Below are 19180 nucleotides of genomic sequence, written 5' to 3'. Positions count from 1 at the left end.
CTTATTCTCCCTTTATCGCCCGCCACAGTAGGGCAGACGCACCTAAGCCTCAACTCACCTCAACGCGATCCGGATGGCCGCCGCTGCGGCAAAGGGCAGCAAGGCCACCGAGCCCGCCGAAATCCCCGCCTGCATCATCAAAGGTGTCGTAACCAGAAACCCCTCCGCGCCGCGCCGCACCACTTCGGCGCCAAAAATCAGCGTCGGGATATACAGCGGCAGCACCAGAAGGCTCATCAACAACCCGCCGCGTTTCAGACCGACCGTGATCGCCGCGCCGAATGCACCGATAAAGGACAGCGCGGGCGTGCCGATCAACAGCGTGATGATCAGCCATCTGTAGGCCGTGTCCTCAAGGTGCAACAAAAATCCGAGCGCAGGGGCGGCAATCACAAGCGGCAGCCCCGTGGTGATCCAGTGCGCGAGGGCCTTCATCGCGACGACCCCCTCAAGCGGGATCGGCGCAGTGGCCAACAGATCGAGCGAGCCATCCTCGAAATCGAGCGCGAAAATCCGGTCGAGCGACAACAGGCACGCAAGCAGCGCCCCGATCCACAAAATCCCCGGCGCAATCACCGCGAGGCGTTCGGAATTGGGCCCGACCCCAAAGGGGATCAGCGTCACGAGGATCAAAAAGAACCCGAGGCCAAGGCCGAACCCGCCCCCTGCCCGCACGCCAAGCGTCAAATCGCGCCACAACAGCCGGATCATAGAAAGGCCTCGTCAAAATCATTGTGTACGGTATCCGGTCGCGCCTTGAACGGGGTCACGTCGAACACGGTTTCAGCGACCCCGAGGTCGATATGCGTGGCAATCACCGCAGCTCCCCCCGCGGCGACATGCGACTGCACGGCCGCACCGAACAATGCCACCGACGCCGCATCAAGCGACACGGTCGGCTCGTCAAGCACCCACACCGGACGCCCCGTCACGAGCAGGCGCGCCAGGCCCAGGCGGCGTTTTTGTCCCGCCGACAGGTTCCCCGCAAGGCGGCCGCGCAACCCGTCGAGATCGAATGCCATAATCGCGGGTTCAATGTCATGCCCGCCGTAAACCCCCGCCCAGAAGGCAAGGTTTTCGGTCACGCTCAGGGTGGTTTTCAACCCGTCCGCATGGGCCGCATAGGCCACGGTTTCGGGGTCGGAGACGACCTCGCCGGCGTAGGCGGGCTGTAGGCGCGCAAGGGTGCGCAGCAGCGTGGTTTTGCCTGACCCGTTCGGGCCGCGCAGCACCAGAATATCACCCGCCGAGACAGCAAAGGACAGCCCCTCAAGCACAGGCATCCCGCCACGCGACACAGTCAGGTTGTGAACAGAAATCAAACTCATAGCGCCCACTCTATAGAGCAAATCGCGTCAGGTGAACTGACACGGATCAAACGGGCAAAAGCGCCACAGCAATACGGCGCCCCTCGGAGGCGAGAATATTGTAGCTGCGACATGCGGTGGGTGTGGCCATCACCTCGGCTCCGATCCCCGCCGCGTCGAGCGCCACGCGCAAGGCGGTCGGGATATGCGCCATCTCCGGCCCCGTCCCGAACAGGATGAAATCGACCCGCCCCGACAGCGCCAAAAGCGGCGCGGTGTCATCATAGCCGCCCCAGGCCGACGGGGTCGCCCCCATCAGCAGCATCGCCCCCTCATGCACGGCCTTTTTGACGCGAAAGAAGTTCGGGCCGTAGCCCTCAATCGGCACCGCATCCTCAAATGGCATATCGTTGATCTGCATCTGCGCTCCTTTTTGATGGGGGCTACGGCCCGCTTTGCCTTAGACCGAACTGCCGTCGGCCTGAATGCCCGGGGTGGGATCTTTCTTGTCCCAGTCACGTTTGACGCCAAGCCACAACAGGATGTTGGAGGCGACAAAGACCGAGGACCACGTCCCGACCACAATGCCGAGCGTCATGGCAAAGACAAAGCCACGGATCACATCACCGCCCAGAACCAACAGCGCGATCAGCGCCACAAGCGTGGTGCCGGAGGTCATAACGGTGCGCGCCAGAGTTTCGTTGATCGACATGTTCAACACACCCGCCAGTTCAAGCTTTTTATACTTGCGCAGGTTCTCGCGGACACGGTCGAACACCACCACCGTATCGTTGAGCGAGTAGCCCACAATGGTCAGCAATGCCGCAATTATCGTGAGGTCGAACTGGATTTTGAAAATCGCGAAAATCCCGATCGTGATGGCAATATCGTGGACCAAGGCAACCACCGCACCAAGGGCGAATTGCCACTCGAACCGCAGCCAGATGTAGAACAGCACGGCGGCAATCGCGGCGACCACGGCGTAAACGGCGGTCTTGATCAACTCGCCCGACACCTTTGGTCCGACCGATTCAACCGACGGGAAGGAAATGGTGTCATCCACCACCTTGAGCGCGTCCTCGACCATCTGGATCGTCTCGGGGGAGACCGATGACACATCGTCCTGTGCCTCGATCCGGATCATCGAAACATGCTGGTTTTCGGCAAAATTGGGATCGAACACCTCGGTGATCGACACATCGCCAAAGCCCAAAGGCGCAAGTGCGGCGCGGTAGTCCGCCACATCCACCGCCGTCTCCGATTGGGTCCGGATGGTGGTGCCGCCACGGAAATCGATGCCGAAGTTAAGCCCCAACAACAAGAAAGACACCAAGGACACAACAACCAGAATGCCGGAGAACCCGAAGGTCAGCTTGGCCCGTTTAAAGAAATCGACCGTGGTATCGTCGCGCACCAGTTTCAGACCGCTCAGGGTCCATCCCTTGCGGTTTTTGCGGCCATACCACGTGACCACCATGACGCGGGTGACAAAGATGGCGGTGAAAACGGAGGTCAAAATCCCCAGTGCGAGGGTCACGGCAAATCCCTTGACCGGTCCCGAGCCCATGATGAACAGGATTGCCGCCGTGATAAAGGTGGTGATGTTGGCGTCGATAATCGCCGAAAGCGCCTTTTCATAGCCAAGCTCGATCGCGCGGCCGACGCCCTTGGCGGTTTTCAATTCTTCGCGGATGCGTTCAAACACCAACACGTTCGCATCGACGGCCATACCCACGGTCAACACGATCCCCGCGATCCCGGGCAAGGTGAGCGTGGCACCGATCATCGACAACAGCCCGAACAACAACCCGACGTTGATGATCAGGGCGACGTTGGCAAAGATGCCGAACAACCCGTAGGACACCGCCATAAAGATCAGTACAGCGGCAAAGGCGACCATCGTGGCCAGTTTCCCCGCCTCGATACTGTCGGCGCCAAGCTCCGGTCCGATGGTGCGCTCTTCGAGGAAGTTGATTTTGGCGGGCAGCGCCCCTGCACGCAGCAACACGGACAGTTCGGTGCTTTCCTCAACCGAAAAGCTCCCCGTGATCTGGCCGGAACCGCCACGGATCGCCTCGTTGATGCGCGGGGCGGAGATCACTTCGTTATCGAGGACAATGGCAAAGGGTGCGCCAACGTTGGCGGCGGTGTAGTCGCCGAATTTACGCGCCCCCGAGGGGTTGAAACGGAAGGTCACAGCGGGCCGCCCGTTCTGGTCAAACGCGGGTTGGCTGTCGGTCAACTCGTCGCCGGACACCACGGGGGTTTCCTCGAGGATATAATACAGGCCCGCCTGATCAAGCGACGGCGCGATGAAATTGCGCGCACCGGGGGCCTGGTCCGGGTTGGAGGTCTGGCCGACAACGGGGTTGAACGTCAGTTTCGCGGTGGTCCCGATCAGCGATTTCAACTCGGAGGCCGAGCCGATGCCCGGCACCTGAATGAGAATACGATCCTCGCCCTGACGTTGGATGGTCGGTTCGCGGGTGCCCACCTCATCCACACGACGGCGGATGATTTCGAGCGACTGCTGCATGGTGCGCACATCGGTGGCGGCCTTTTCGGCCTCCGACAATTCGATCGTAATCACATCATTATTGGCCGCGACCACGTAGTCCTTTTGGCCCGCGGCGGTCAATGACACCACGGGAGAGGCCAAGGCCCGCACCGCGGTCAGGGCCGTTTCCATGCCCTCCGCTTGGGAAATGCGCACGCGCAGCAATCCGTCCGGCGCATCAAGGCGGCGAATGGTGCCGACCGTGTCGCGCTCGTCACGCAGCGCATCACGCACATCCGGCCAGAGCGTGTCGATGCGGGCGGCGTAGACCTCGTCCACCTCGACCTCGCCAAGCAAATGCGCCCCGCCCCGCAAATCAAGGCCAAGGTTCACAAGGCCCGTTGGCATGAACGACGGCCATGCATCGCGACTGGCCGCCCGCTCGGGCGTCTCGCCCGCGCTTTCGATCGCGGCCACAGCATCATTATGCCCCTCGACCCGTGCGTAAAACGCATTGGGTAGCGCGGCATAAAGCCCGAGGGCGACAAGCCCCCAGATCACGATCTTTTTCCAAAGCGAGATTTGCAGCATAATGTCTTTGCCTGTCGGTTTGGGCGGAGGCCCGTTTTAGGGAGCGCCCGGGATCAGGGCGCGGCAGTGCGGCGTAGCCATATGTGGCGCAGCCGTCTCAATCGAAAAAGGCCCGCACACGATCGGGCGGGCCTTGTCACGAACGCGGCGGCCCTTAGGACGCAGGTTCGGTTTTGGAGATCACGTTGTGCAGCGTGGACCCCAGAATGCGCACTTTGACGCCCTCGGACACTTCGACGTCGAGCGTGCCATCTTCGCGCACTTTGGTCACTTTGCCGTACATGCCGCCCGCGGTCACAACTTCGTCGCCGCGACGCACAGCTGCGATCATCGCCTGATGCGCTTTCGCTTTCTTTTGCTGTGGGCGGATCATGAGGAAATACATGATCGCAAAGATCAAGATCAGCGGCGCGAATTGCATGATCGGGTTAGCAGCAGCGCCACCGGCGGCTTGTGCATATGCGGGGGTTACGAACATCTGGTCGTCCTTTTTGATTGAAGTCGCAGGAGGACAAGCCCCCTAAGGTCGCCGCGCACCCTATAAGGCGTCTTAACGGATGGCAAGACAGGCACGCCCCACATCACACAGTTGCGCCCTTGCCTCAAATCCCCGCCCAAACGGCCCCAAACTCACGTGACAACCAAAGGGATGTGGTGTTTGTTAATGACGATTTCGAGACCTGTGGGGTAATTATTGTGATGCCCACCGCCACTCGAACACCCTCTTTACCTCTGCGCCCCTTTTGGGGTCATATGTTCACACGCCCCACAAAGACCAACAGATAATTAGTCGAGACCAGTATGAGTAATTTAGACCACCTTATTGCCACCGCCACCTCCCACCCGATTGTGCCATGGCTCGGATGGATCGTCCTCGGTGTCATTGCTGTCTGGGCCACATTGAACCAAATTCAAAAAACGATTCCCGAAGATCCCATAGACCGACTAAAAGAAACATTCGGCGCACCGACTTTGCCCCATGTCATTGCCTTGGGCGCGGTCGTGCTTTGGCTGACACTCGCCCTCGTTCTAAGTGTGGGCCTCATCACACTTTTGATCGAAATTGTGTGGAATACGGTCCAACCCGAGGGACGCGAAGCCAAAGGTGATTTCAGATTTCTTTTGACCAAGACCACTGCCCTCACGGCTGTTCTAGGTGCTCTAATTGCCCTGCCGTTTACAATGCTGAAGTTGAAACATACCGCCGCACAAACCCGTCACGCCGCCAATGTCCTATTTAACGAAAAACTCAACGACGCGACCGCCGACCTGTATGCGCGATATCAAAAAAGTGAGACCAAGGATGATCAACATGTCGACGTTTGGCATGATGATATTATACGCCGTAATGGAGCCATCGATCGCTTGGGCGCTCTGGTAGCTGACGAACCAAGAATGGCACCTAGAGTAGCAAGGATACTCAGTATTTACTTGAAAGAGATGTCTGATGCACATCCTGCGGAAGAAGACCCTGGCTCCATAACTATGGGCACCGCGCCGGGCACCGTATTTCATGCGGTTCATAAGCGCTCCGATATGCGTAGCGCATTTTTGGAACTTAGTCGGATTAGACGCGACGCCGCGGCATATTTGAAAAACGCGCCGATTGATCTTTCGCATATAAACCTACAATGCGCGCACAGCAGTAATCTAAACTTAAGCGGAGTAGATCTTAGTTTTTCAAGACTAGACTCCTCTTTCATTAGAGCCGCAGATTTCCAATCAACATACTTACTTGGTGTAACGTTGAACGGGGCACTACTCTTAAACGTAAAACTAAACAAAAAAACGAACTTGGCCGTCGAAAGCGCGGTCGGTCTTGCCCTTAATAGTACCGATCTTTCAAGTTGCGGCGACGTTTCAAAACTAATTGAGAACGCCTTTGGGGACAAATCCGTGATTTTGCCAAGCGGTGTCGAAAAACCAAACTGGCCGGACGCGGAACTCGACACAGATGAATTTATGGAGGAATGGGACCTCTTCAAACAAGACCCCGACGCCTACGTTCCACCGCAGTTGCGCGGCGACGGGTCCTAACTGCCAGTTGATCCCCCTTGCCTGCTCAGGCATAACCCCCAAAACACACCACCTAAGGACTTCCACAGATGCACGACATCAAGGCCATCCGCGAAAACCCTGACGCTTTTGACGCCGCTTTGGCACGCCGTGGGCTGTCTGGCCTCTCTGCACAGGTGCTTGCCATCGACGAGTCGCGCCGTGCCAAAATCGGGGCCGCCGAAGAGGCGAAAGCCGAACAGAACCGCGCCTCCAAAGAGGTCGGGGCCGCCAAGGCACGCGGCGACGAGGTCGAGTTCGAGCGTCTGCGCGCCCTTGTGGCCGAGAAAAAAGCCGAAGTGGCCCGCCTGAACGACGAGGCCAAAGCCGAGGACGACAAGCTCACCGACATGTTGGCCCGCATCCCCAATATCCCCGCCGACGATGTGCCCGAGGGCGCGGACGAGGCCGATAACGTCGAGGTCAAACGGTGGGGCGATGTGCCGGCGTTCGATTTCACGCCCAAAGAGCATTTCGAACTGGCAAGCGTCGCGGCGGCGATGGATTTCGCCACGGGGGCCAAAATCTCGGGCGCCCGCTTTGTCGTGCTCAAGGGGGCCGTGGCCCGCATCCACCGCGCATTGTCGCAATTCATGATCGACACCCATGTCGACGAAAACGGCCTCACCGAGATCAACACCCCCGTGTTGGTGCGCGACGAGGCGATGTATGGCACTGATAAACTGCCCAAATTCGGCGAGGACAGCTATCAGACCACCAACGGCTGGTGGTTGATCCCGACCTCCGAAGTGCCGCTGACCTACTCGGTGGCGGGCGAGACGCTTGACGAGGCTACATTGCCGATCCGCATGACCGCACACTCGCTGTGTTTCCGCTCAGAGGCGGGATCGGCGGGGCGCGACACCTCCGGCATGTTGCGCCAACACCAGTTCGAAAAGGTCGAAATGGTGTCGATCACCCATCCCGATGCCTCCGAGGACGAACAAAAACGGATGCTTGGCTGCGCCGAGGGCCTGCTTGAAAAACTCGGCGTGCCGTATCGCACGGTCGAGCTGTGCACAGGCGACATGGGGTTTGGCGCGCGGCGCACCTTTGACATCGAGGCATGGTTGCCCGGTCAGGACGCCTACCGCGAAATCTCGTCTGTCTCGACCACGGGTGACTTTCAGGCCCGCCGCATGAACGCGCGGTTCAAACCCGCCGATGGGGGCAAGCCGCAGTTTGTCCACACGCTCAACGGGTCGGGTCTGGCCGTGGGGCGGACATTGATTGCAGTGTTGGAAAACGGCCAGAACGCCGATGGGTCGGTGACCTTGCCCGCCGCGCTCGCGCCGTATCTGGGCGGCAAACTGACCTTGGGCGTGGATGGCACCCTCGCGTAATAGCGACCGCCACATGACCCACTCCACATGACATGAACGGCGCCCTTTGCGGGCGTCGTTTTACATTTAAGTGAACCAAATAGCCCGCTCGTGCGTTTCCTCCCCATGACACGTACGAAATCGACACGATCGACACGCATGAAATCCATCCTCACACTGGTCGCCACGCTCGCCTTCGTGCTTGGCCCTGTTTTCACGCCCGACTTTGGCGGGTTTGACCCCGACCTCTACCCTATTGCGCAAATCGACCCGCCCGTTCAGCCCGCCGGCTACGCCTTTGCGATCTGGGGCGTGATTTACCTCTGGCTGTTGCTGTCGGCAGGGTTCGGTGCGCTCAAACGCGCACAGGCCACGGATTGGGACGCCATGCGCACGCCGCTGACCGTCTCGCTCGTCATTGGCGCCGCATGGCTGCCCGTTGCCATGGTGTCGCCTTTGTGGGCGGTGATCCTGATTTTTGCCATGCTTGTGAGCGCCCTGATGGCCCTCGAACGCGCCCCCAAACTGGATCCGTGGCTCGCCCGCGGCCCTGTCGCGCTCTACGCGGGATGGCTCACCGCCGCGTCCTTTGCCGGGCTCGGTCTGCTTGGCGCAGGATACGGCGTTGTGTTTGGCGGCGTGGGATGGGCCTATGCGGGCCTTGCGGGGGCCTTTGCCGTCACGCTTTACGGCAGCACGGTCGTGCGCCCCGATGCGCCGCTTTATCCGCTCGGCGCGGCTTGGGCGCTGATCGCCATAACGTTGCAAAACTGGGGTAGCCAATGGGGCGTGGCCGGTGTCGCCGCCCTTGGGGCTGCGGCCCTGATCGCGCTTGCCTATCCGGCCTTTGGACGGCATGCGAAAACCGCCCGCACACGCTCGGGCGAGTTGGAAATGTTGCGCCCGTCCAAGTACTAATTCCGGCACATCGCACCACACCAAAAAGGCCACCCGCACGGATGGCCCTTTTGTCGTGCCGGCCCTAAATCACCTGGCTGCGGCTTTATGCTTTGCCAACATCATTTTAAGGTACCGCCCCGTGTGGGAGGCCGCGATTTCGGACACCTGTTCGGGGGTGCCCGTGGCCACGATTTCACCGCCGCCATCGCCGCCCTCGGGGCCGATATCAATGATGTGATCGGCGGTTTTGATCACGTCGAGATTGTGCTCGATCACGATCATCGAATTGCCCTGATCGACCAACTCGTGCAGCACCTCCAACAGCTTTTTGACGTCCTCGAAATGCAGACCCGTGGTCGGCTCGTCGAGGATGTAAAGCGTGCGTCCGGTTGAGCGTTTGGCCAACTCCTTGGACAACTTCACCCGCTGCGCCTCACCGCCCGAAAGGGTCGTCGCCTGTTGTCCCACCTTGATATAACCAAGGCCCACACGCATCAGCGCGTCCATCTTTTCACGGATGCTCGGCACGGCGGCAAAAAACGTCTGCGCATCTTCGACCGTCATATCAAGAACGTCGGCTATGCTCTTGCCTTTAAAGTGGACTTCGAGCGTTTCGCGGTTGTAACGCTTGCCCCGACAGGTTTCGCATTCGACGTAGACATCGGGCAAAAAGTGCATCTCGATCTTGATCACACCATCGCCTTTACAGGCCTCGCACCGCCCGCCCTTGACGTTGAACGAGAACCGTCCGGGTTTGTATCCGCGGGCCTTGGATTCAGGCAGTCCCGCGAACCAGTCGCGGATCGGCGTGAACGCCCCCGTATAGGTCGCAGGGTTCGAACGCGGAGTGCGCCCGATGGGGCGTTGGTCGATGTCGATCACCTTGTCGAGGTGCTCAAGTCCCTTGATCGTTTCGCACGGCGCAGGGGTTTGACGCGCGCCGTTGAGACGCATGGATGCAGTCTTGAACAGGGTTTCGATGGTCAGCGTGGATTTGCCCCCGCCCGACACGCCCGAGACGCACACGAACTGTCCCAACGGGAACTCGGCGGTGACCTCTTTGAGGTTGTTGCCCGTGGCTTTCACCACCTTGATTTTCTTTTTATTGCCTTTACGCCGTTTGGCGGGGATGGCAATTTCTCGCGCGCCCGTGAGGTACTGACCGGTCAGAGATGTGGGGTTGGCCTCGACCTCCTTGGGTGTGCCTTCGGCAACCACCTGACCGCCGTGAACACCGGCACCCGGACCCAGATCAAACACGTAATCGGCCTCGCGGATCATGTCCTCGTCATGTTCGACCACGATCACCGTATTGCCCTGATCACGCAGGTTTTTGAGCGTCCCGATCAGGCGGTCATTGTCGCGTTGGTGCAAGCCGATCGACGGCTCGTCGAGCACGTAAAGCACCCCCTGTAGCCCCGACCCGATCTGGCTCGCCAGTCGGATCCGCTGGCTTTCGCCGCCCGACAAGGTTCCCGCATTGCGGCTCATCGTCAGGTAATCGAGACCGACATTGTTAAGAAACCCGAGGCGTTCGCGGATCTCTTTGACGATGGCCCGCGCGATGTCCTGTTTTTGGCGGGTCATCTGATCCATCACCCCGTCAATCCACGCATGGGCCTCGCGGATCGACATGTTCACCACTTGGCCAACATGCAGCAATTCCTCGGGTTTGCCGCCGAGCGGACCGATTTTGACGGCCAGAGCCTCCTCGCGCAAACGGTACCCACCGCAGGCGCCACAGGGGCGGTTGTTTTGGTAGCGCTCGAACTCTTCGCGTACCCAATTGCTATCCGTTTCGCGGTAGCGGCGTTCCATGTTCGGCACCACGCCCTCAAAGCTGCGCGTGACCTCGTAGACACGGCCGCCCTCGTCATAGCGGAACGGGATTTCCTCGGAACCGGAGCCGTAGAGGAACACCTGTTGGACATGCTCCGGCAGGTCTTTCCACGGCGTTTTGGCGTCAAATTCGTAATGTTTTGCAAGGGCTTCGATGGTTTGCAGGAAAAACGGCGTCTTGCCTTTGCGCCACGGCGCAATCGCCCCGTCGGCCACCTTCAGCGCCGCATCCGGCACCACAAGCCGCTCGTCGAAAAACAGCTCCATCCCGAGGCCGTCACAGGTCGGACAGGCTCCGAACGGCGCGTTGAACGAGAACAGCCGCGGCTCGATTTCGGGAATGGTAAAGCCGCTGACCGGACAGGCGAAGTTCTCGGAAAAGGTGATGCGCTCGGGCTCTTCGTCCCCTTTGGGTGCGGTTTCGAGAATGGCGATGCCGTCCGCCAGATCAAGCGCGGTGCGCAGACTATCGGCCAGTCGCGTTTCCAACCCGTCGCGGACCACCAAACGGTCGACCACAACGTCGATGTTGTGGCGGAATTTCTTGTCCAATGTGGGCGGCTCATCCAATTCGTAGAATTCGCCGTTGATCTTGACCCGTTGAAAGCCTTGTTTGCGTAACTCCAGGAATTCCTTGCGGTATTCGCCTTTGCGATCGCGCACAATCGGAGCGAGAAGATAGCCGCGCGTGCCCTCCTCCATCGCCATGATGATGTCGACCATATCCTGCACCTGCTGCGCCTCGATGGGCGCGCCCGTGGCGGGGGAATAGGGCGTGCCTGCGCGGGCAAACAACAGGCGCATATAGTCGTAAATCTCGGTGACCGTCCCCACGGTCGAACGCGGGTTTTTCGACGTGGTTTTTTGCTCGATCGAAATCGCGGGCGACAGGCCGGAGATATGATCAACGTCAGGTTTCCCCATCATATCAAGGAATTGACGGGCATAGGCGCTCAGGCTTTCGACATAGCGGCGCTGCCCCTCGGCGTAGATGGTATCGAAGGCAAGCGAGGATTTACCCGACCCTGACAGCCCCGTGATCACCACAAGTTGGTCGCGCGGAATATCCACATCGATGTTTTTGAGATTGTGCTCGCGCGCACCGCGCACTTCGATTGATTTAAGATCGGCCATCTGCCCCACACCCTTAGAATTTCTGCGCCACGACGGCCCTTCATATCTAGTCGGTTGGCGCGGGGCTTCCAATACAAAAGTGAGAACAAAGTATGAACAATCGCGCATAGCGCCACTTTTTTGCACGTTCTGCGTGCAATTCCCCCCCATTCACCGCCTTGCCACCGGATTTGGTGATTTCATCACAGACCCCCCACCGTATGCGCCCTATTGAGGCTCCGACACAGGCACAAGATTGCAAAGGAATCATCGATGTTCGGACTGTTCAACTCTGGGCCAAAACTCTCCATCGACGAGGTCAAAGCGGGCATGGCCTCCGGTGAAATCGTCCTTGTCGATGTGCGCGACGCGATGGAATTGCGCGGCTCGGGCAAGGCAAAGGGCGCGATCAATGTGCCGTTGATGGCGCTGCAAATGAAAACCAACCCCTCCTCGCCCGAATGCCTGCCCGAGTTCAAACAGGGCAAGCGGATCGTGCTGTATTGCGCTTCGGGGGCGCGCTCCTCGGGGGCGGCGCGGATGCTGCGCCAGTTTGGCCACGAGAGCGTCGACAATTTGGGCGGATTGCGCGATTGGGCCAATGGCGGCGGCGAAATCGTACGCGTCTGACCTCCGCATTAGACAGAAAAAAGGCGCGGTCTCATGGTGGGGAACGCGCCTTTTCGATGCGGGTGCCGTTATTCGGCGGGTTCGGTCACTTCGGTAAACGTGCCTTCGAACTTGGCCCCGTCGGGGCGCATGGTATTGCCCGTGCTGTCGTTTTCCGGCCCCATATACAGGCGGCGCCGTGCCGAAAACCGCGCCGCGATAAAGCGCATGAATTCGGTAACGCGCGGGACGTGACGCAGGTCGGGATGGGTGAGCACCCAGATCGGCATATGGTCGGTGAGCGCCACATTCGGCACCCGCACCAGTCCCGGATCGGGGTCGCCCAGAAAATGCGAACAGCGCACAATCCCCACGCCCTGACGCGCCAGCGACAGCGCCGACACCATGTCATCGGTGTGGATCGCCACACGGCACGACGGCAGGTCGGCAAAGAGTGTCGAGGGGCAAATCTGGGCGCTTGGCGTGAACGAAATGAACGGCAAACGCGTCTCGGTATCGCGCCCGTCGAGCACATCGGCGTAGCGCTCGACATAGGCGGGTGAGGCAAACCACCCTGCGCGTTGCGCCGTCATCATCCGCCCCCACAGGCTTTCCTCGGGGGTGCGGGTCACGCGAATGGCCACATCGGCCTCGCGGCGGTGCAGGTTCAACACTTCGGTCGCGCCCAGAATGGAGATCTCGATTCCGGGGTGCAAGGCTTTGAATTCCTTGAGGTCCGAGGCGAAATGGTCATCCGCGAGCAAGGGCGGAATGGTGATTTTCAACTCACCCTGCTCATTTTCGTCGCGCGAGGCCAAGGCCATATCGAGCGCCACCATACGCGCCTCGACTTCCTCGGCGTGGGCGATGGCCACCTGACCCGCCTCGGTCGGCTGCAGGCCCGAGGCAAGGCGGGTGAAAAAGCGCACACCGGCAACATCCTCGGCCTTGGCCAATTGCCGCGACACGGTGGCATGGTTGACGCCGAGCACACGCGCAGCACCGGACAGGCCACCCTCACGGGCGACGGCGAGTATATATCTAAGAGAATCCCAATCAGTCATACGGGCAAGCTAGCATATGAGCGCAAACGCACAAGGGGCCGCGCCCCCCTTTGCATTTTCTCGCACGCAACGCCGCCAAAATAGCAAAAAGCCCCGCCAAAGGCAGGGCTTTCACATGGGTCGATGGTGTCACGCCATTAGATGTGGATGGCACGCCCGTAGGCGGCCAACACAGATTCGTGCATCATTTCCGACATGGTCGGGTGCGGGAACACGGTGTGCATCAGGTCTTCCTCGGTGGTTTCCAAGGTTTTGCCGATCACGTAGCCCTGAATCATCTCGGTGACTTCCGCGCCGATCATATGCGCGCCCAACAGCTCGCCGGTTTTCGCGTCGAAAACGGTTTTGACCAGACCCTCGGCCTCGCCCATCGCCACCGCTTTGCCGTTGCCGATAAAGGGGAATTTGCCGACCTTGACGGTGTAACCCGCCTCTTTGGCTTTGTCCTCGGTCAGGCCGACGGAGGCCACTTGTGGATGGCAATAGGTGCAGCCCGCAATCGTGCCCGGCTTGATCGGATGGGGTTTTTCGCCCGCGATCAACTCGGCCACCATGACGCCCTCGTGGGAGGCCTTGTGCGCAAGCCATGGCGCGCCTGCGATGTCGCCAATGGCGAACACGCCCTCGACGCCGGTGCGGCAATATTCGTCCGTCACAACGTGGGTGCGGTCGATGGTGACGCCCAACTCCTCAAGGCCGAGCCCCTCACAGTTGCCCACGATGCCAACGGCGGAAATCACGGTGTCGAACTCTTGTGTGGTGGTGCCGTTCGCATCCTCGAAATGGGCGACGACTTTACCGGGGGAGCGGTCCAGTTTCTTGACCGTGGTTTTCTCCAGAATGGTCAGCCCCTGTTTGACGAACTGTTTTTTCGCAAAGGCGGAGATGTCTTTGTCCTCGACCGGCAACACGCGGTCCATCACCTCGACCACGGTGGTGTCCGCGCCGAATGTGTTGAAGAAGCTTGCAAATTCGATGCCGATGGCCCCCGACCCGATCACCAGCAATTTCTTTGGCATCCGCTTGGGGACAAGCGCGTGGCGGTAGGTCCACACCAGATCGCCATCGGCCTCAAGGCCGGGCAATTCGCGGGCGCGCGCACCGGTGGCGACGATGATGTTCTTGGCCAGAAGCGTCTCTTCGCCCTTCTCGGTCTTGACGACAACCTTACCCTTGGCGGCGATTTTGGCTTCGCCCATGATCGAGGTGATTTTGTTCTTTTTGAACAGGGTCTTGATGCCGCCGTTCATCTGTTTGGCCACGCCGCGCGACCGTTTCACGATGGCGTCGAGGTCAAAGGAGAATTTGTCAGCGGACAGACCGAACTCTTTGGCCCGTTCCATGTTGTGATAAACCTCGGCCGAACGCAGCAACGCCTTGGTCGGGATACAGCCCCAGTTCAGGCAGATGCCCCCGAGGTTCTCACGCTCGACACAGGCCACGTTCAGGCCGAGTTGAGCGGCACGAATTGCAGCCACGTAGCCGCCGGGACCGGCACCGATTACAACGATGTCGAAGGTTTGGTCTGCCATGAGATCCTCCAGAATTTCAAATTAGTTTGATGCTAAACTATTTTGAAATTCGGAGCAACGATGCTGACGTAAGTGCCGTTGAAATCCTGCTACCCGCCACGCGCATAGCTACTTCACCCCGCGCAACGATCGCACAGCCCGGCCACAGCCCCGTCACAACCGCAACCGCAACCGCAACCGCGCGATTCAGGCGGCGACCTGATCCAACTCTTTGAGCAGCGCCCCGTATCCGCCCTCGGCCATGAACCGCGCCTCGGCCTCGGTGGTGCGCCGGCCAAGCGCCTCATTGCGATAGGGAAAGCGGCCGAACATGCGGATGATTTCGCGGTGGACACGGGCGTGGAGCAGGTTGCTATCCTGTCCTTTCAGGCGCTCGCACATCAACCGGACGCAGCGGTCCTGATCGGTTTGGCATTCCGAATGCATCAACGGCAGGTAGAAAAACTGTCGTGCAGGCCCGTCGACGCGCATGTCCCACCCTTTTTCAATCGCGGCTTTCGCGGCGGCCAGGGCGGTACGGTCGGAGGCAAAGGATTTGCCCGAGCCACGAAACATGTTGCGCGGCATTTGATCGTTCAACAGGATATAGGCGAGTGCGCCATTGGGATAGGTCAGCCACAGCGAATAGGCGCCCTCTTGTGCGCGTTGCCACGTGGACCCGAACCCGTCACGGATACGGGCATCGAGCGCATCCGTGCTGTTGTACCAGTCTTTCGGCTGCAATTCGTCGAGCCAAAAGGCCAGAACCTCGTCGGGGGTCTTTTCGGTCTGCTGTGCGTTCTTGGGGGCCATTGTCTCTCTCCATCGCTGGCTCCTGATTGCAAAAACTGTGGCAAACACATCAAATGCGCGCAAGGAAATTAAACATGCCCCCGCGTCAGTTGTAATTATGTTGCGCAATTGAAACATTTCGACAGCGCAGCCAGTTACCGGAACGGTCCGGCGGCCTGTCGTGCTGCGGCCTGTCTGGGCAGCCTGTCTGGGTGGCGTCGCGCTGCGGCCTGTCGGGGCGGCTTCGGGGCGGCGTCGTGGGGGCCGAACGGGCGGGCCGTGGCCTGCGGGCGCGGTGAAAGACCTCGCGCATGCGCATGGAAACGGCGCGTCTCAATCGTGACGTCACCGCATCACGACGATGGCGTGATGGACCCTGTCTCGACCGGATTGAGTGCTGCGTCATCGGCCTCGGCCAATTCAATCGCCACCTCTTGTGCCACCTCGGAGGCCACGGGCGAGGCCGATGGCATAACGGTCACATAGTGCGTGGTTTCCTCGACAGGGATCGCGGCACGGCGTGTGGTGCGATAGGCGGCGTAGCCCGCGACCGACAGCATCAGGACGGCTTGCAACGCCCAATAGCCGTTCGGTCCCATCATGCCCATCAGATACCCCGCAATCACCGGCCCCCCCACGGCCCCCACACCGTTGATAAAGATCAGCCCCCCCGAGGAGGCCGCCATATCATCGGGTTCGAGGTAGTCATTGGTATGCGCGATCAGGAGCGAGTAGAGCGGATTGGCCATGCCGCCCGTCATAAACGCCGCCCCCAACGCCACGGTCAGGGTATCCCCGAACGCGGCCCCCGTGAGAGCAGACAGGCCGCCGATGAAAGCGACGACAAGGATCACCACGCGGCGATCCATCCGGTCGGAAATCCACCCGATCGGCAGTTGCAGGACCACCGCGCCGATGTAAATCACCGCGATAAAGGTCGAGATTTCGCCAAGGGTAAAGCCCGCCTGCGTTGCATAGACCGCCGCCATGCCCATTTGCGCCGCAAACACACCGCCCATGAGGAACATGCCGACACAGCCGAGCGGGGACACCTCGAACAGGCGCTTGAGCGTCATCGGTTTGGACGTCTCGAACGGCGGGGTCGGGGTCACGGACAGCAAAATCGGCGCGAAAGAGATCGAGACGAGAACAGAGGGGATGATAAACAACACCCATCCCGACGGATCGCCCTGAGACAAGATCACCTGCGCCAACACAATGCCGACCATCTGCACGAGCATATAGGCCGAAAGCGCCTTGCCACGCACCTCGTTGGTCGAGGCATTGTTGAGCCAGCTTTCCGCCGTGACGTACACGCCCGAGAAACAAAAGCCCAACACAACGCGCAACAACGTCCACGCCACGGGGTTGGTGACGACGGGAAAGAGGATCAATGCGGCGGAGATGAACGAGGCGAGCGCGGCAAAGACCCGCACATGGCCCACGCGGCGGATCATCCACGGCGCGGTGCGTGACCCGCCCAGGAATCCCGCGAAATAGCCCGACATGATGATCGAGATGTGAAAGGTCGAAAACCCCTCTAGCCCGGCACGCACGCCCAACAACGAGCCTTGCAGGCCGTTGCCGACCATCAAGAGCATAACACCAATAAGAAGCGCGGAGGAGGAGGCGAGGACTTGTTTCATCCAACAACCCTGACAGATTCGCCACGCGGGGGAAAGGCAATGCGCACCCTTTGGGCGACTGTTTTAACTCTCTTTATGCCCCATTCAGGCGCCATGCGGCAAAAGGAGCGAGGCATCCCCGTAGGAAAAGAAGCGGTAGCCCTGCGTGACGGCATGGTCATAGACCGCCCGCATCGGCTCAACCCCCATCAGGGCAGAGACCAACATCAGCAGCGTTGATTTGGGCAAATGGAAATTGGTCATCAGCGCATCGGTGACGGCAAACTCGAAACCGGGTTTGATGAAAATATCCGTCTCGCCCAGAAAGGCGGCAATCGCCCCGGTCTCGCGGGCGGCACTCTCGATCAGGCGCAGTGCGGTGGTGCCGACGGGGATCACGCGCCCCCCGGCCGCCTTGGTCGCGGCGATCTCGGCGGCGGCTGCGGGCGTCACCTCGCCCCATTCCGCGTGCATTTTGTGCTCGTCCACATTGTCCACTTTGACCGGCAAAAACGTCCCCGCCCCGACATGCAGCGTCACATGGGTGATCTCGACGCCCTTGGCCGTCAGCGCCGCAAGCAGCGCCTCATCGAAATGCAACGAGGCGGTTGGCGCGGCGACCGCCCCCGGCGTACGCGCCCAGACGGTTTGATAGTCGTCCTTGTCTTGCGCGTCCGCCTTGCGCTTGGCCTCGATATAGGGCGGCAGGGGCATGGAGCCTGCGGCGTTGAGGGCGTGGTCAAAATCCGCGCCCGTCAGGTTGAACGCCACATAGGCCGCCCCGTCCTCTTTGGCGGTGAGTGTGGCCGACAGGTCATCGGAAAAGCGGATCACCTCGCCCTCCTTGACCTTTTTGAGCGGCTTGATCAGGGCGCGCCAGACGCCGCCTTCGGCCTGTGGCTCCAACAGCGTGACCTCGATTTTCGCCTCTTGGTAGCCCTGTGCGGTGTCGCGCCCGCGCTTGCCCGTCAGGCGCGCAGGCAGCACCTTTGTGTCATTGAGGACAAGACGGTCCCCCGCTTGAAACCAGTCCACCAGATCCGTCACAACCCCATCGGTAATCGCATCGGGCGTGGCCACCAACAGCCGCGCCGAGGAGCGCGGTTTGGCGGGGCGCGTGGCGATCAAAGCCTCGGGAAGATCAAAATCGAAGTCTGACAGTTTCATGGTCGTCCCTTTGGTTTACGCGCCCTGTGCGCCATATGAGTCGCGCCGCTCATAGCGCGATCGGCGCTCTGCGTTCAATCATCTACCGTGGGCGCATCGCGTTTACGGAAAATTCCGCGCAAGGCTCCGGGTGTCAGGATCGACAGCGGGTTCACCGCGATTTTAGGGGCATCCGATGCCCCCGTGAGGTTGAAAGTGAACCCGAACAGCCCCTCGCCCTTTTTGGCCACGACCTGACCGATGCCGTTGAGGAAATAGACCGGAGAAATGACCCCCTGCAGGTCCATGGTAGAGGCCGCGGTGTCAAAGATACCATCAAGCGAAATGCCAAGGGACGGACCCTCGGCCGAGGCGCTATGGATCAACACCCGCCCCGGCTTGATGGTAAATCGGGCTTCGGTGCTCGTGAACAAAATCCCCTGCCCGCCCGCCAGTTGGTCCAAAAGACCCACGACCGAGATCAACGACAACAATTCGGCCAGTTCCGGCGCGGATTGCGCACGGATATTGGTGATGGTGACCGCCCCCGCATAGCTGTCATCCTCAGGCAGGCTTGTCAGCGTCATGGCCAGAGTGCCCCCCGCACCCTTGTCCAACAGCCCTGCGGCTTCGACTGCGCGGCCGGCATTTCTGGACGTCAGCGTCACAGTCGGACCATAGCGCCCGGGCGCAAGCGTGCCGGACACCGCCGCCTTACCGTTGAGTTGCCCCGCGAATGTGCCACGCAATCCACCCGATTGCGTCAGGTTGGCCGACACCCCTGTCAGGCTCTGGCTGTCGGTGACCTG

The 19180-nt window shown here is 60.3% G+C and carries 16 protein-coding genes; 4 read left to right on the top strand and 12 right to left on the bottom strand.

Annotation, left to right across the window (positions count from 1 at the left end; all coding sequences use genetic code 11):
* Window positions 1-54: 54 nt before the first annotated feature.
* The 5 genes from ccmB to yajC form a co-directional block, all read right to left on the bottom strand.
* Window positions 55-711 carry a heme exporter protein CcmB gene (gene ccmB / locus ACN0Q0_RS05955; protein ID WP_417242470.1) on the bottom strand — a complete coding sequence of 219 codons (657 nt, stop codon included), beginning with the start codon at window positions 709-711 and terminating at the stop codon, window positions 55-57.
* A complete protein-coding gene (gene ccmA, locus ACN0Q0_RS05950) occupies window positions 708-1328 on the bottom strand; it encodes a heme ABC exporter ATP-binding protein CcmA (protein ID WP_417242469.1) in 621 nt (206 codons plus the stop codon). Before ccmA ends, ccmB begins: the two co-directional genes overlap by 4 nt.
* Window positions 1329-1374: 46 nt before the next feature.
* Window positions 1375-1728 carry an Mth938-like domain-containing protein gene (locus tag ACN0Q0_RS05945; protein WP_417242468.1) on the bottom strand — a complete coding sequence of 118 codons (354 nt, stop codon included), beginning with the start codon at window positions 1726-1728 and terminating at the stop codon, window positions 1375-1377.
* Window positions 1729-1767: 39 nt separating this feature from the next.
* Complete coding sequence (gene secD, locus ACN0Q0_RS05940; protein ID WP_417242467.1) at window positions 1768-4395, bottom strand: protein translocase subunit SecD; 2628 nt, start codon at window positions 4393-4395, stop codon at window positions 1768-1770.
* A 154-nt stretch (window positions 4396-4549) separates the two neighbouring features.
* Window positions 4550-4873: a preprotein translocase subunit YajC gene (gene yajC / locus ACN0Q0_RS05935; RefSeq protein WP_417242466.1), complete on the bottom strand. Its 324-nt coding sequence runs from the start codon at window positions 4871-4873 to the stop codon at window positions 4550-4552.
* A 323-nt stretch (window positions 4874-5196) separates the two neighbouring features.
* On the opposite strand from yajC, the gene ACN0Q0_RS05930 reads away from it, so the two are divergent.
* The 3 genes from ACN0Q0_RS05930 to ACN0Q0_RS05920 all read left to right on the top strand — a co-directional run bounded on the left by ACN0Q0_RS05930 (window position 5197) and on the right by ACN0Q0_RS05920 (window position 8690).
* The gene (locus ACN0Q0_RS05930; protein ID WP_417242465.1) at window positions 5197-6432 is read left to right on the top strand and encodes a hypothetical protein; all 1236 of its coding nucleotides are present in this window, start codon (window positions 5197-5199) and stop codon (window positions 6430-6432) included.
* Window positions 6433-6500: 68 nt separating this feature from the next.
* Complete coding sequence (gene serS / locus ACN0Q0_RS05925; protein WP_417242464.1) at window positions 6501-7793, top strand: serine--tRNA ligase; 1293 nt, start codon at window positions 6501-6503, stop codon at window positions 7791-7793.
* Between the two features lie 105 nt (window positions 7794-7898).
* Entirely contained in the window at window positions 7899-8690 is a 792-nt protein-coding gene (locus ACN0Q0_RS05920) for a hypothetical protein (protein ID WP_417242463.1), read from the top strand.
* Between the two features lie 69 nt (window positions 8691-8759).
* On the opposite strand, the gene uvrA is transcribed toward ACN0Q0_RS05920, so the two are convergent.
* Complete coding sequence (gene uvrA, locus ACN0Q0_RS05915) at window positions 8760-11645, bottom strand: excinuclease ABC subunit UvrA (protein WP_417242462.1); 2886 nt, start codon at window positions 11643-11645, stop codon at window positions 8760-8762.
* Between the two features lie 252 nt (window positions 11646-11897).
* Here uvrA and ACN0Q0_RS05910 point away from each other — a divergent pair, with 252 nt between their 5' ends.
* Window positions 11898-12254, top strand: coding sequence for a rhodanese-like domain-containing protein (locus tag ACN0Q0_RS05910; protein WP_417242461.1), 357 nt, complete (start codon window positions 11898-11900; stop codon window positions 12252-12254).
* A gap of 68 nt (window positions 12255-12322) precedes the next feature.
* Here ACN0Q0_RS05910 and ACN0Q0_RS05905 read toward each other — a convergent pair whose 3' ends face one another.
* From ACN0Q0_RS05905 to ACN0Q0_RS05880, 6 genes are all read right to left on the bottom strand, one after another.
* On the bottom strand, window positions 12323-13297 hold the full coding sequence (locus ACN0Q0_RS05905; RefSeq protein WP_417242460.1) for a LysR family transcriptional regulator: 975 nt from the start codon (window positions 13295-13297) through the stop codon (window positions 12323-12325).
* Window positions 13298-13434: 137 nt separating this feature from the next.
* Entirely contained in the window at window positions 13435-14829 is a 1395-nt protein-coding gene (lpdA, locus tag ACN0Q0_RS05900) for a dihydrolipoyl dehydrogenase (protein ID WP_417242459.1), read from the bottom strand.
* 186 nt (window positions 14830-15015) lie between these two features.
* Complete coding sequence (locus ACN0Q0_RS05895) at window positions 15016-15621, bottom strand: DUF924 family protein (RefSeq protein ID WP_417242458.1); 606 nt, start codon at window positions 15619-15621, stop codon at window positions 15016-15018.
* A 332-nt stretch (window positions 15622-15953) separates the two neighbouring features.
* On the bottom strand, window positions 15954-17246 hold the full coding sequence (locus tag ACN0Q0_RS05890; RefSeq protein ID WP_417242457.1) for an MFS transporter: 1293 nt from the start codon (window positions 17244-17246) through the stop codon (window positions 15954-15956).
* Window positions 17247-17330: 84 nt separating this feature from the next.
* Entirely contained in the window at window positions 17331-18392 is a 1062-nt protein-coding gene (gene queA / locus ACN0Q0_RS05885) for a tRNA preQ1(34) S-adenosylmethionine ribosyltransferase-isomerase QueA (protein WP_417242456.1), read from the bottom strand.
* A 74-nt stretch (window positions 18393-18466) separates the two neighbouring features.
* The coding region (locus tag ACN0Q0_RS05880) for an AsmA-like C-terminal region-containing protein (protein ID WP_417242455.1) at window positions 18467-19180 on the bottom strand (714 nt) is incomplete at its 5' end.

Origin of the sequence: Celeribacter sp. (genome assembly GCF_048259695.1) — a bacterium.
Classification (GTDB): domain Bacteria; phylum Pseudomonadota; class Alphaproteobacteria; order Rhodobacterales; family Rhodobacteraceae; genus Celeribacter.
This window is presented reverse-complemented; position numbering and strand designations above follow the sequence as displayed.